Source organism: Stakelama marina (genome assembly GCF_018122655.1).
Classification (GTDB): Bacteria; Pseudomonadota; Alphaproteobacteria; order Sphingomonadales; family Sphingomonadaceae; genus Sphingomonas; species Sphingomonas marina.
The window spans coordinates 269,368-282,470 of sequence record NZ_JAGRQC010000004.1 but is presented as its reverse complement, the minus strand read 5'-3'; the positions used below and the strand labels follow the sequence as shown (position 1 = coordinate 282,470).

Sequence of the window (13,103 nt, the reverse complement as noted above, 5' to 3'; positions counted from 1 at the left end):
GTCAGGCCGCCGCTTCGTCGGACGCGCCGCAATAGCGTGCGACATAGGCGGCGTGTTCGGGAAGCGATCCGACGGTTCGCGCAACATCCTCGCGCAGCGAGACGAGAAGCTTTTCCAGCTCGTCGTCGCGAAGCTTCGCAGCGATGGGATGATAGGATTGCGGCACGATGCCCTGCCCCATCATCACCTGGACCCAGCTGTTTTCGGCGAACAATTCTTCGTTTCGCCGGAATACGCGCCCCGTTTCGCGGAACAGTTCGACCTTCTGCTCGAGCGTGTCGGGAATCTCCATGTCCGCGCATAGCCGCCAGAAGGCGCTGTCGCGCCGCTCGGTCGCCTTGTAGTGAAGGATCAGAAAGTCGCGAATTTGCGCCATATCGGTGAATTGCTGGTCGTTGAATTCGGCCACGTCGCGCGCGCTGATATGGTTCAGCGGCATCATTCGGATCAGTCGCAGAACCGCGCGCTGGATCAGGTGAATGCTCGTCGATTCAAGCGGCTCCATGAACCCGCCCGAAAGCCCGATGGCGACGCAATTGCGATACCATTGCCGCCGCCGTGCGCCGGTCGTGAAGCGCAGGAAATTGGGTTCGGTCAGCGCTTCCCCCTCGACATTGCCCAGCAGTCTTTCGAGTGCGTCGTCCTGAGCGAGATAGCGGCTGCAATAGACCAGACCGTTGCCGGTCCTGTGCTGAAGCGGAATGCGCCACTGCCAGCCTGCGTCGTGCGTGATGGCGCGCGTATAGGGTACGGGCGGGCGAACATTCGCCGTCTGCACCGCAATCGCCCGGTCGCACGGCAGATAGTGCGTCCAGTCATCGAAGCCGGCATGAAGCGCGCCCTCGATCAACAGCGCACGGAAACCCGTGCAGTCGAGGAACAAGTCGCCTTCGATACGCCGATCCGATTCGAGGCGGAGCGCAGCGATATCGCCTGTCTCTCCATCCAGCTCGACCTGCGAAATCTTGCCCTCGATCCGCGTGACGCCATCGGCTTCGGCCATCTTGCGAAGGAACCTGGCATACAGCGTCGAATCGAGCTGATAGGCATAGTTCATCCGGTTGTCGGGCAGGTGCGCGAACTTGCCCGCCATCGCCGCGGCGAGTTCGAGGCAATAATCGTCATAGGGCTGGCAATGGCCCTTTTCGCGACCGTAGAGCCAGAAATGCTGGAAGCCCGCCGACCAGTGATCCTTTCCGGTCAGGCCGAAGGAATGGAAATAGCTGTCGCTGCCGTTCTTCCAGCCCTCGAACTGGATGCCCAGCTTGAACGTCGCCTGCGTCGCGCGCATGAAATCGGCTTCGTTGATGCCGAGCAGGCGGTTGTAGGTGACGAGCGGCGGGATCGTCGATTCCCCCACTCCCACCGTCCCGATCGCATCGGATTCGACCAGCGTCACATCGACGGTCCGACCAAGCGTTCGGGCGATCGCCGCCGCCGCCATCCATCCGGCGGTGCCGCCACCGGCAATCACCACCCGGCGCAGCTTCTGCCCCCCGCCCCCGGTCACCGGCTAAGCTGCCGCAACAGAAAGGAGCGTATGCGCGACGCGCTTTCCGCGGTCAGCGGCGAAAGGACGCTGCGGCCCTTTTCGGGAATATGCGCGACAACTGACTCGTCATTTTCGAAGACATAATAATCGAACATGTCGCGCCAGTGCCGCTTTTCGTCCTCGGGCAGATCGCGGATCGCCATCATTGCGTGGTTGAGCGCATCCTGTGGCTGCCCCATCCAGCGCGGGGTTTCGCGCCACCAATAGTTCACCAGCACGTTGAAAGGCGACAAGCCTTCGACATGGTGCCACCACATCGACGGAATATAGAGCGCGTCGCCGGCATCGAGCTCGGCCACCTGCGCATGCTTCAGCGCCTCGCGAAATCTGGGGTGCTTGTCGAAATCGGGTCGGTGGAAATCGACCATGCTGACCGCGCGTCCGGCAGGTGTATTGTCGACCGGCCCCAGATAGAGGTTGCGGAACTGTTCGCGCGGAAACAGCGTGAAGCGCCGCTTGCCGACCGCCACGCAGGCAAGATTGTCGGGAAAGTCGTTATGCGCGGCGATGCGAGTGCGGGTTCCCATCCAGATGCTCGCGATGCAGCGACGATCGCCGAGATCGACATGGTTCTCCTCATGCAGACCGGAGAAGAATTCGAACATGTCGATCGACGCGAGATAGATGGGCGGCGCATCGTCCCGCCCCTCTGCTGCATCGATCTGGGCAAAGACCTCGGGCAGCTTGCCGCGGGCCATGCGAAAGTTCATCGCCATCGCTTCGTCGTAGAACAGCCGACCGCCGGATTCGGGGGCTCCTACCGACACGGTGAAGGGCACGTCGCGCCGACGCCGGACGATATAATCGCGCGCCTCGCGTCCCGAACGCTGTCCGGCCTCGACCAGCGGCCAATCCTTTACCAGTCCGCGGACGACGAACGGTCGATCGGCTTCGCGCAGATGAACATCGAGCTCCGACGCGCCGGCAACCGCAATTTCCGGCACGCGCGACATCGCGCTGAAAATGCCGGGGTCAGCCTCAGCCATGGCCCTGTCGCTTGTTCTTGCGCGCAATCAGCGCGTCGAGATTGCCGAGCGAAGCAAGCGCCATGAAGATCGGCATCAGATGATCCGCAGCCTGCAATTCGCCGAGCGCCGACGCATCGAGCGCGCGCAGCCGATCCTCGTCGATAACGTGGAAGCCGACCAGCCGATTGGTCGATCCGTCGTCGAGCGTGATTTCGAGCGTCAGCGGCTCGAGCAGGTTGAAACGCCCGAGCGCCGCGAAAAACTCGCCCGATGCCTGGAATCCGACATCGAGAGCGCCAAGCTGTTCGGCAACGGTTTCGAGATAGGGCGTCGGGCGCCCATCCTCATCGAATACCCGCACGCCTTCACCGTCGGCGATCCGCGGCGAAGCCATGTCGACATGCACCTGGCGCGCTTCCGAATCCGGCGCTTCCCTTCCGATCAGGAACGGCTGGATATCGATCGCAAGCGGGCGATAGCGGGCATCCCAACGACCGCCTTCCAGGAACAGGTTTTCACCGTTTTCAAAGCCGAACATCGCCAGCGCGGTAAAGCTGTCGCGATCGGCGCTGCGGCGAAAAAGGATCGGATATTCGTTCTGAACGCGCCGGAATTCCTGCGGCACCGTGATGCAGCACATCACCCCGTCCCCAAGCTCGGCAGCCCGTTCGGTACGGATGCGCAGGTCGCGGTGGTCTTCGGCGGTCAGAACGGCGTGGCTTGTCATGTCAGTGTATATTCTCCCGCGCGGGAGTAAGGCCCGCGGCCTGCAATGCGTCAAGATAGACGCGGTTGGTCGGCAAAGCCGCGGCCAACGAACGCGCACGCTGTTCGACCTGTTGAAACGCCTGTACTGCCCGCCCCGCTCCAGGGTGCGTCAGCGGTCCGTCCGCGGGGCCGGGAAAGCCCATCCCGTAAAGCACATATTGATAGCTTGCGGCGGGGAAGATTTCGTCGACCGCGCCGAAATCGCGCGTCGATGGCGGCTGGTAGCGCCATATTTCGAGCAGGTCCGACAGCCGCGTCGGCACGCTGTCCGCCGCGCGGTGGTCGCGCCAATAGCGTTCCTCACGCCGGCTGAGCAGGTAGTGCAGCTTCAAAAACTCGACCACCCGGTCCCAACGATAGCGGAACAGATCGTTGAAACGGCGCGCATGGATATCCATCACCTCCCGCGTCACCGGAAAATTGTCGAGCAGTGCGTCGAGCGAAAGTTCGATCAGCACGATGGCGGATGCTTCCAGCGGCTCGAGAAAACCCGCTGACAGCCCAATCGCAAGGCAATTGCGTTCCCAGAAGCGTTCGCGATGTCCCGACCGGAATGTCAGTCGCCGGAACGATAAATTCGGCGCTTCAGCATCGGGCGCCGTGCAGCCAATATAGGCCTCAAGCTCGCGCGCAGCCGCATCATCATCGATATGCGCCGAGGAATAGACGCAACCGATGCCGCGACGCGTCGGCAACCCGATGTCCCAGATCCAGCCGGCCTTGTGCGCGGTCGCATTGGTCTGGGACCGGATCGCGCTTCCGGGCGCAACCGGCACCTGAACCGCGAGCGCGCGGTCGTTGAACAGGACATCGCCGCGGTCGAGAAACGGTACGTCATAGCGACCGCCGATCAGCAGCGCGGCGTGTCCCGTGCAATCGATGAACAGATCGCCGGCCACATCGCCGTGTTCGCGCGTCGTAACGCTGGCGATGTCGCCGCTGTCATGCATTTTCACATCGGTGACATGATCGCGGACATGGGTGACGCCCAAGCGCTCGGTGGCATGGCAGGCAAGCAACTGCGCAAGCTTTCCGGCGTCGAGGTGATAGGCGTAGTTTAATGCACCGGCATAGTCGCGCATTGCCCGCTGACGCGGCGCGAGATCGAGCGCACAGACGCGCTGCTGCGGACTGACCGCATCGGCGAAATCGCGTCCGCCGCTATCGCTCCACGCCGCAACCGCGTCGCGAGGATCGCCATCGACCGGCGGCGTGAAGGGGTGGAGATAATGATCGCCGGCCTGTCCGGTCACCCAGCCTTCGAAGCGCGACCCCTGTTTGAAGGACGCATCGCACGCCAGCAGGAACTCGGCCTCGCCGATACCGATCCGCTCCAGCGTTCGCCGCATGGTCGGCCACGTCCCCTCGCCGACACCGATCGTCGGAATGTCAGGGGATTCGATCAATGTGACCTGCAATCGCTGTTGACCTTCGCGTTTCGCACGGGCGGCGATCAGACAGGCCGCCAGCCATCCGGCGGTGCCGCCGCCGACGATGACGATCCTGGTCACTGGCGTTGCCACGCGAATGTCCCCACTGAAATTTTCGGGACCAGCCTTTTGCCACGTCGGAGAAGTCATCCCCTCACAGGATGACTTCTCCGCAAGTGGTTACGACACCGGGTCGATCCGGATCAGAAGTTGAACCGGATACCTCCCGAGTACCGTGCATATCCTGGCGAGGCAAATGTCACGGTCCGGTCCGACCTGCGATGGCCGCGACGGCTTTCGCCGGTCAGGTTGATAACCTCAACGAACGCCCGGAGCCCCGGCATGAACTCGTAGCTCGCATTGGCGTCGACCTGCCCATAGGCCTCGACATAATAAGGGTTCGGTCCCGTTCCGGCGAGGAACTGATCGCGCCAGTTATATGCGACACGCGCCTGGAGCGGCCCCTTGTCGTAGAACGCAACCGCGTTGGCGCTGTCGCTGAGCCCGGTCAGCGCGAACTGGGTCACGTTATACGGCTGCGTATTGTCGAACGTCGCATCGCCGTTGACGATCGTGTAGTTCAGGATGACGCCGAACCCGGTGTCCCAGAAGCTGTGCTGGACAGCGAACTCCCAGCCTGAAAGCTTCGCCGTCTGGTCGCTGTTGACCGGCTGCGAAATCTGGAAATTCACGAGCGGATCTTCGGGCAGCGCAAAGATCTTGCCCGTCGTGTAACCGGCCGGATCGGTTCCGGTCGGCTGCGTCGAACCCGGATAGTTGTCGAAGATATACTGGCGAATGTCCTGAGCACCCGCATTTGCGCCGAGTGCGGCGATCGCGGCCTGATAGCGCGGTCCCTGATACGGGGTGCGCAGTCCGAACGCCGTCATGTCGACGCGAGCGCTGGAAATGAAGTTCGACACGTCCTTGTGGAAATAGCCGACCGACAGATAGCTGGACGGCCCGTAATACCACTCCGCCGACAGATCGATATTCTTCGACTTGTACGGCAGCAGCCCGGGGTTGCCGTTGCCGCCGGTACCGCCGCCGACACGGAACTGGGTGTCGAGCGTCAACCCGCCCTGCAGGCTGGCATAGTCGGCACGGGCGATCGTATGGCTGTACGACGCACGCAGCTTCACATCCTGGACCGGCTCCATGTCGAAATCGATTGCCGGTAACCAGTTCTGATACGCGCCCTTGAACGCCGTGAAGTTGCTGTCACCCGAATATTGTACGTAGAATTCGTTGGCCGCGTCCCACGAGGCACCGTTCGGGATCGGCACCAGCGCGCCGGAATCGATGTTCGTATGCTCGTAACGCAGCCCGAGATTGAGGTGCGCGGGATTGTCGAACAGATAGAATTTGTTGTTGATCTGCATATACGGCGCGAGCGTCTTTTCGGTAATGCGACGATCGACCGTATAATTGGCCAGGCAGGTGCCCGGCTGCGCCGAACCCGTGCCCGGATTGCTGCACGTTTGATAGAGATTCTCGATCAGGTCCACCATTCGCGGGAAATCGAAGGTGTAGAAGCTCTGGATCATGTTCGGATCGTCCGAACCTGACAGCCCCGCGAACTTGTCCGGCAGCGATACCTGCTTGAAAATGTCGTCGGGAATGTCCGAAGCCGGACCGGCTCCGCTCCATGTCTCGTTCTGAATATAGCCATAGGCCGACCGGACGCGGTTCTCGACATAGGAAACGCCGAAATCGAGGCTGTCGAGGAAGCTGCCGTCGTGGTCGTAATGCCCCTTCAGCTGGACCTGATTAATCTCGTCGCGGAAATAGGCATTGCGGAAAGAGTTGCCGGTCGGCGTGATATTGGCGGGATCGAGCGGATCGACGCCGGGATACATCTGATACGACAGGACCGGCATGTAATTGTCGAAATTGATCGTCTGGTTATCGATGCCAAACACGGCATTACCGACCGAACTGCTGGTGCCGTAATTATTGGTCGGCTTCGATTCCGCAGTCGAATGATGCGCGTCGAGCTGAACGGTTACGCCCCCCGGCGCTTCCCATTTCAGGTTGCCGCCAAGCGACTTGTTGATCGAACGATTGGCGGTCAGCGCGCCGCTGTACGACAGGTCCTTGCGCTCGTTCGCGCCGAAATGCTCGGAATAGAATACCGGGCCGGCAACCGGACCATCGGTCCATTCGCTCGACACATCGTTGAAGTTGAACCAGATGCCGACATTGCTGTTCCGCACTTCGACGGTGTTTTGCGAATAGGTGTAGTCCACCGTGGCCGTCAGCGAATCGATCGGCCGGAATTGCAGCACCAACTGGCCGTTGATCCGCACACGGTCGATATCGTTCAGGTTGTACGAGGCGCTTTGCGGCACGGCATAAACGTCGTTCGGACCGGGACGGTTGGTGATGTTCGCATAACGCGGATCGCCCTGCTGCGGCAGCGAGCCCCAGTTGTTTTCGGAACCCAGATAGCCGTCGCGCCAGTCGACATTCGCCGTATTCGTGCTGGCAAGACGCTTTTGATACGCACCCGAAATCAGGATGCCGAACTTGCCGTCGCCAAAGGTATCGCTGACGATGCCCGAAAATTCGGGCGTGATCGGGCTGCCGCTGTTGCGCGAGGTGTCGAGCACCGCCTTGGCGGCGAGGCTGCCCTGAAAACCCGGGCGATCGAGCGGCCGCGGCGTCAGGATATTGATCGTCGAACCGATACCGCCCGTCGGCAGCGAGGCGCGGCCGGACTTGTAGACTTCAACCGCCGCAATTCCTTCGGACGCCAGATTGGCGAAGTCGAACGAACGCGACGAAGGCGGGCTCGCGCCGTCGCCCAGCGAAGACGTCGGCATCTCGCGGCCGTTGAGCAGCACGAGATTGAATTCAGGGCCGAAGCCGCGAACGGTAACGGTCGAACCTTCGCCGTTCGAACGGTCGATCGACACGCCGGTGATGCGCTGAAGCGATTCGGCGAGGTTGGTGTCGGGGAATTTGCCGATGTCCTCGGCCGAAATGGCATCGATAACGCCCTGCGCGTTACGCTTCAGGTTCATCGACTCGCGCAAGCTGGCGCGGATGCCGGTGACGACGATCTCGTTACCTGCCGCAGCCTGATCGGTAGCCGTATTGTCGGACTGCCCCTGATTGTTCGAATTGCTCGTCTGCCCCGCGGTCGAGCCGGCATCCTGAGCGAGCGCGATTCCCGGCGTGGCGGCGATCGCCAAGGCCGAGGCTCCGAGTACCAGATGCGAAAACGAGCGAGCCGAAAAGCTCCGCATAAACTCCTCCCCTGATGCCGCGCGGTTCATTCCGCGCTCTTCTTGAGAACGTTCACTTGCGCAGTTTGTCCTGCGCTGTCAAGTAACAGAAAAGTTCAACCGCAGCGGACCACGCGAAAGATTCGGCGCGTCGGTTCGCGGTGAAAGCGGAATTGCATCAAGATGGCGAACGCAAGGATTCGTCGAAAGGGGAGAGAGAGAATGCCGAGACCGTTAGCGATAGCATTGGCAGCGTCCTGCGCTTTTGCAGGCGTTGGAGGGGGAACGGTACACGCCCAAGCATTGCCTGCCATTCCCGGCGCCGCAACCGCGCAGAGCCGTGCCGAAGCGGTTGTTGCAAAAATGACGCTCGATCAAAAAATCGCCCTCGTCCACGGCCTGTTCCCGCCGATGGCACAGGGAAAGACACAGAACGAACTGATCCCGTCCGCCGGCCATATCGACGGCATTCCCGAGCTCGGCGTGCCGTTGGTGCGCGAAACCGACGCGTCGCTCGGCGTCGCCAACCAGGTCGAACAGCGCAAGGGCGACGTCGCGACCGCGCTGCCGTCGGGACTGGCGACGGCGGCGACCTTCGATCCCGACATCGCGCACGAAGGCGGGATGATGATCGGCGCCGAGGCGCGGGCAAAGCGATTCAACGTGATGCTCGCCGGCGGCGTCAACCTGACGCGCGACCCGTGGAACGGGCGGAACTTCGAATATCTTGGCGAGGACCCGCTCCTCGCCGGCGACATGGCCGGTGCGCATATTGCGGGTATCCAGTCGAACCGTATCACGTCGACGATCAAGCATTACGCGCTCAATTCGCAGGAAACTGGTCGGACCGTCGTCGATGCGCGGATCGGAGAGGCGGCGCTGCGCGAAAGCGATCTGCTCGCTTTCGAAATAGCGATCGAGAAGGGCCAGCCCGGATCGGTGATGTGCGCCTATAACAAGGTCAACGGCGATTATGCCTGCGAGAACCACCATCTGCTGACCGATGTGCTGCGCACCGACTGGGGCTATAAAGGCTGGGTCATGAGCGACTGGGGCGCGGTGCATTCGACGGTAAAGGCCGCCAATGCCGGGCTCGACCAGGAATCGGGACAGGAACTCGACAAGTCCGTCTTCTTCGGCGCAGCGCTGAAACAGGCGGTCGAAGCGGGTACGGTTCCAGAGACGCGGCTCGACCAGATGGTCACCCGCTATCTGACCGGACTAATCGAAACGGGCGCCTATGACACGCCGGTGCCGGAGCACGCACAGCCGATACCATATGGCGTCCATGCCGATGTCGCGCAGCGCGCGGCCGAGGCGGGCATCGTCCTTTTGAAAAACGAAGGTGGCATCCTTCCGCTTGCCGACACCGCCAAGCGGATCGTGCTGATCGGTGGCCATGCCGATGTCGGCGTCCTGTCGGGCGGGGGATCGAGCCAGGTGCGCTCGGTCGGCGGCGCGCCGATCGAAATCCCGCTCAAATCGGGCGCGGCCGCATCCTTCGCGCGCGTTACCTATCATGCGTCGTCACCGCTCAAGGCGCTGCGGGAAGCGGCCCCGAACGCCGATATTCGCTATATCGACGGCAGCGATCCTGCGGCCGCGGCGCGAGCGGCACGGGATGCCGACATCGCCATCGTCTTCGCCACGCAGTGGACGACCGAGGCGGAGGATGCGCCCAATCTTTCGCTCCCGCGCGATCAGGATGCGCTGATCGCCGCGGTCGCGGAAGCCCAGCCGCACACGGTCGCAGTGCTCGAGACCGGCGGTCCGGTGCTGATGCCGTGGATCGGCCAGGTGCCCGCGATCGTGCAGGCCTGGTATCCCGGACAACGCGGTGGCCAGGCAATCGCCAACATCCTGACGGGCAAGGTCAATCCATCGGGCCGCCTGCCGATCACTTTCCCCGAATCAGCAGCGCAGGCGCCGCGCCCCTCCCCGGTCGGCCTCGACCGGCTGAACGCGCTGGAGGCACAGGCGGCGGCCAATCCGGCCGATGCATCCGATTATCAGTTGAAGAGTTTTCCGGTCGATTATGTCGAGGGCAGCGATGTCGGCTATCGCTGGTATGAAAAGAAGGACGAAACACCGCTTTTCTCGTTCGGATACGGCCTCAGCTACACGCAGTTCGCGTATCGCAACCCGGTCGTCACCGGCGGCAAGACGCTGAGCGTCTCGTTCGATGTCGTGAATACCGGCGAGCGCGCTGGGTCTGACGTGCCGCAAATCTATGTTGCGAAGGCCGGCTCCGGCACGCCGATGCGGTTGGCGGCGTTCCGGCGCGTGACGCTGCAACCCGGCGAGACGCGCCATGTGACGCTGACCGCCGAACCGCGCATCGTCGCCGATTACGACACCGACCTGCCCGGATGGCGGATCGCGGGAGGCGAGTATCGCGTCGCACTCGCCCGCAATGCCACCGACCGGAAGATGGTGTTCACCACCCAACTCGATCCGGCGACGATGAAGCCGTGATCGGATAGCGACAAGTCCCGCGCGGCGGCATCGGTTGTTGCCGAATGCCCGCCGCACGGGCAGTCATGGCGGCGATGCCCGCTCCGCCCGCCTCGCCGTCCGGCCAGGACGCCGCCTCACCGGCAACGGGTGAGCGTCGATCGACGGCGTTCCTGCTGGTCTACGGACTCGCCTATGCCGGTGGCGTCATCGCCTATATGCCGCTTCTGTCGCTGTTCCTGCCGATCAAGGTGGAGGAGATCGCCGGCGATGCTCGGCTCGGGCTGTTCACCGCCTGCATCGTCGCCGGCAGCATCGCATCAAGTGCGTCGAACATTCTGTTCGGCTGGCTCAGCGATCGCTCGGTCGCGCGCGGTGGCGGGCGCCGTCGCTGGGTTACCGGCGGGATGGTCGCCCTCGCGCTTTCCTATGCATTCGTCGCGGCAGCGGCATCACCCCTCGCCATCATCCTTGCGATCATATTCTTCCAGACCGCCGTCAACGCCGCACTCGCGCCGCTGATCGCGATCATGGCAGACGAGGTGCCCGATGCGCAAAAGGGCACGGTAGGCGGATTGCTGTCGCTCGGCTATCCGACGGCGGCGCTGCTGTCGGCATCGCTCGTCGGCGCCGACTTCCTGACCGAGCCGATGCGTCTCGCGATCGTCATGGCGGCGATCCTTGCCTGCCTGGCACCGCTGCTTGCCATACCCGCGCGGCGCGTGGCGGATGAAACGCCGCGCCCGGCAATCCACGCCATGCTTCGCCGCGACCTGATGATCGCATGGGCGGCGCGGATTCTCGTGCAGATCGCCGGAGCGGTGCTGTCGCTCTACCTGCTCTATTATTTCGAGAGCTTCTTCGACACGCCGCCGCCGCGCATCGCGGCATGGGTCGGCCATCTCTTCACGCTGGCCTATCTGGTCCCGGTGCCGGCAGCGATCCTGATAGGTCGGCTGTCCGACCGGATAGACCGGCGCAAGCCCTTCCTCTTCGCCGCCGCCGCGGTCGCGGCACTCGGACTGGTCGGGATGGCGATCGCGAACGACTGGATGCAGGGCGCCGTGGCCTTCGGCCTCTACGCCGTCGGCTCGGCGACCTTTCTTGCGCTCCATTCGGCATTCGCGATGCAGTTGTTGCCCGACCCGCAGCACCGCGGGCGCGATCTCGGGCTGCTTAACCTGACCAATACCCTGCCCTCGCTGCTCGGGCCATTGCTCACCTGGCTGCTCGCGACGCCGCGCGATTTTGGCGCCGCGATGCTGGCACTGGCTGCGCTGGCGCTATGCGGAGGAGTGACGATCCTCGCGGTCCGCGGCCGACGCTAGGCGTCGCCGATCGAAGCGGTGCAAGTGTCTATCTGGCGGGAACTGGTGGAGCCGAGGGGAGTCGAACCCCTGACCTCTGCAGTGCGATTGCAGCGCTCTCCCAACTGAGCTACGGCCCCGCCTTGATCGCCCGGCAACGCATCTGCCTCGCCGGGGCCGCTCCCCTTACCCACATGGCTTGACCGATGCAACCGGCATCGCACGCAAAATTTTCTCCATCCCGATCAAGTGCGGATGCGGTGGCGGCACGATAGCGTTTCCTGCCCCTAGGCCCAGGTTGCAATCCGCAACGGATCGCTCATATCGCGGTGACAACATCATAAGCAGGGAGAGACTATCATGGCCCGCGCCTGGCACCTCGAACGCCGTCCCAATGGCATGCCCGTCCACGACGATTTCGCGCTGAAGGATATCGCGCTGCCCGACCTCGCCGATGGGCAGATCCGCGTCGCCAATCGCTGGCTGTCGGTCGATCCGTACATGCGGGGCCGAATGAACGACGTGAAGAGCTATGTCCCGCCCTTCCAGCTCGGCGAGCCGATGCAGGGTGGCGCGATCGGCGAGGTGGTCGAGAGCAAGGCCGACGGCTTCGCCAAGGGCGATCTTGTCCAGCATATGGAAGGATGGCGTGACGAAGCGGTGGTCGATACCGCAACCGGCATGGCCCAGAAGCTGCCGCCGCTCGACGTGCCGGCACAGGCATTTCTCGGCCAGCTCGGCATGCCAGGCCTGACCGGCTATTTCGGCCTGCTGGAAGTTGCCGGGGCCAAGAAAGGCGACACGGTGTTCGTGTCCGCCGCGGCCGGCGCGGTCGGATCGACCGTGGTTCAGGTTGCCAAGGCCAAGGGCATGACCGTGATCGGTTCTGCCGGCGGCAAGGAAAAATGCGATTGGGTCCGCTCGCTGGGCGCCGATCACATGATCGATTATAAATCGGGCACGCCGGTCGTGAAGGCACTGATGGAAGCGGCGCCCGACGGCATCGATGTCTATTTCGACAATGTCGGCGGCGATCATCTCGACGCCGCGCTCGCCGTCGCCAACCAGCATGCGCGCTTCGCGATCTGCGGCATGATCGACATCTACAACACGAGTGAGCCGACAGAACTGCGCTATCTGCCGCGCGTGATCGGTGCGCGCATCCGCATCCAAGGCTTCATCGTCAGCGACTATCTGGCGCGCGCAGAGGAATTCTACCGCGACATGGGGACGATGCTTCAGTCCGGACAGCTGAAGCGCGAGGAAACGGTCGTCGAAGGTCTCGACAACATGCCCGACGCGTTTCTCGGCCTGTTTTCGGGCAAGAACATGGGCAAGATGCTGGTAAAGGTCTGACCGGCCGCGCGGGCCTGCGCTTCCGTCGCGCGACTGCG

8 protein-coding genes and 1 tRNA gene are annotated in these 13,103 nt (G+C 63.0%); 3 read left to right on the top strand and 6 right to left on the bottom strand.

Features of this window, described 5'->3' with window-relative positions; genetic code table 11:
* Window position 1 precedes the first annotated feature (1 nt).
* The 5 genes from J7S20_RS13980 to J7S20_RS13960 all read right to left on the bottom strand — a co-directional run bounded on the left by J7S20_RS13980 (window position 2) and on the right by J7S20_RS13960 (window position 7,969).
* Window positions 2–1,510, bottom strand: a complete 1,509-nt coding sequence (locus J7S20_RS13980; RefSeq protein ID WP_284054847.1) for a tryptophan halogenase family protein — start codon at window positions 1,508–1,510, stop codon at window positions 2–4.
* Window positions 1,507–2,538: a cupin-like domain-containing protein gene (locus J7S20_RS13975; RefSeq protein WP_284054846.1), complete on the bottom strand. Its 1,032-nt coding sequence runs from the start codon at window positions 2,536–2,538 to the stop codon at window positions 1,507–1,509. Before J7S20_RS13975 ends, J7S20_RS13980 begins: the two co-directional genes overlap by 4 nt.
* On the bottom strand, window positions 2,531–3,247 hold the full coding sequence (locus J7S20_RS13970; RefSeq protein ID WP_284054845.1) for a SapC family protein: 717 nt from the start codon (window positions 3,245–3,247) through the stop codon (window positions 2,531–2,533). The genes J7S20_RS13975 and J7S20_RS13970 overlap by 8 nt, the downstream gene beginning before the upstream one ends.
* A 1-nt stretch (window position 3,248) precedes the next feature.
* Window positions 3,249–4,811 (bottom strand): tryptophan halogenase family protein, encoded by a 1,563-nt coding sequence (locus J7S20_RS13965; protein WP_284054844.1) that lies wholly within the window; start codon window positions 4,809–4,811, stop codon window positions 3,249–3,251.
* A gap of 110 nt (window positions 4,812–4,921) precedes the next feature.
* Window positions 4,922–7,969 (bottom strand): TonB-dependent receptor, encoded by a 3,048-nt coding sequence (locus tag J7S20_RS13960; protein ID WP_284054843.1) that lies wholly within the window; start codon window positions 7,967–7,969, stop codon window positions 4,922–4,924.
* Between the two features lie 201 nt (window positions 7,970–8,170).
* Here J7S20_RS13960 and J7S20_RS13955 point away from each other — a divergent pair, with 201 nt between their 5' ends.
* Window positions 8,171–10,423, top strand: a complete 2,253-nt coding sequence (locus J7S20_RS13955) for a beta-glucosidase (protein WP_430980952.1) — start codon at window positions 8,171–8,173, stop codon at window positions 10,421–10,423.
* 74 nt (window positions 10,424–10,497) lie between these two features.
* The gene (locus J7S20_RS13950) at window positions 10,498–11,730 is read left to right on the top strand and encodes an MFS transporter (RefSeq protein WP_284054841.1); all 1,233 of its coding nucleotides are present in this window, start codon (window positions 10,498–10,500) and stop codon (window positions 11,728–11,730) included.
* A gap of 43 nt (window positions 11,731–11,773) precedes the next feature.
* On the opposite strand, the gene J7S20_RS13945 is transcribed toward J7S20_RS13950, so the two are convergent.
* A tRNA-Ala gene (locus tag J7S20_RS13945) sits at window positions 11,774–11,849 on the bottom strand.
* Window positions 11,850–12,069: 220 nt separating this feature from the next.
* Between J7S20_RS13945 and J7S20_RS13940 the strand changes: the two genes are divergently transcribed.
* Window positions 12,070–13,065 (top strand): NADP-dependent oxidoreductase, encoded by a 996-nt coding sequence (locus tag J7S20_RS13940; protein WP_284054840.1) that lies wholly within the window; start codon window positions 12,070–12,072, stop codon window positions 13,063–13,065.
* Window positions 13,066–13,103 lie beyond the last annotated feature (38 nt).

Excerpts from the sequence above, each read along its gene's own strand:
- J7S20_RS13975 (WP_284054846.1), bottom strand. The coding sequence starts at position 2,538 with ATGGCTGAGGCTGACCCCGGCATTTTCAGCGCGATGTCGCGCGTGCCG.
- J7S20_RS13970 (WP_284054845.1), bottom strand. The coding sequence starts at position 3,247 with ATGACAAGCCACGCCGTTCTGACCGCCGAAGACCACCGCGACCTGCGC.
- J7S20_RS13960 (WP_284054843.1), bottom strand. The coding sequence starts at position 7,969 with ATGCGGAGCTTTTCGGCTCGCTCGTTTTCGCATCTGGTACTCGGAGCC.
- J7S20_RS13955 (WP_430980952.1), top strand. The coding sequence starts at position 8,171 with ATGCCGAGACCGTTAGCGATAGCATTGGCAGCGTCCTGCGCTTTTGCA.
- J7S20_RS13950 (WP_284054841.1), top strand. The coding sequence starts at position 10,498 with ATGCCCGCTCCGCCCGCCTCGCCGTCCGGCCAGGACGCCGCCTCACCG.
- J7S20_RS13940 (WP_284054840.1), top strand. The coding sequence starts at position 12,070 with ATGGCCCGCGCCTGGCACCTCGAACGCCGTCCCAATGGCATGCCCGTC.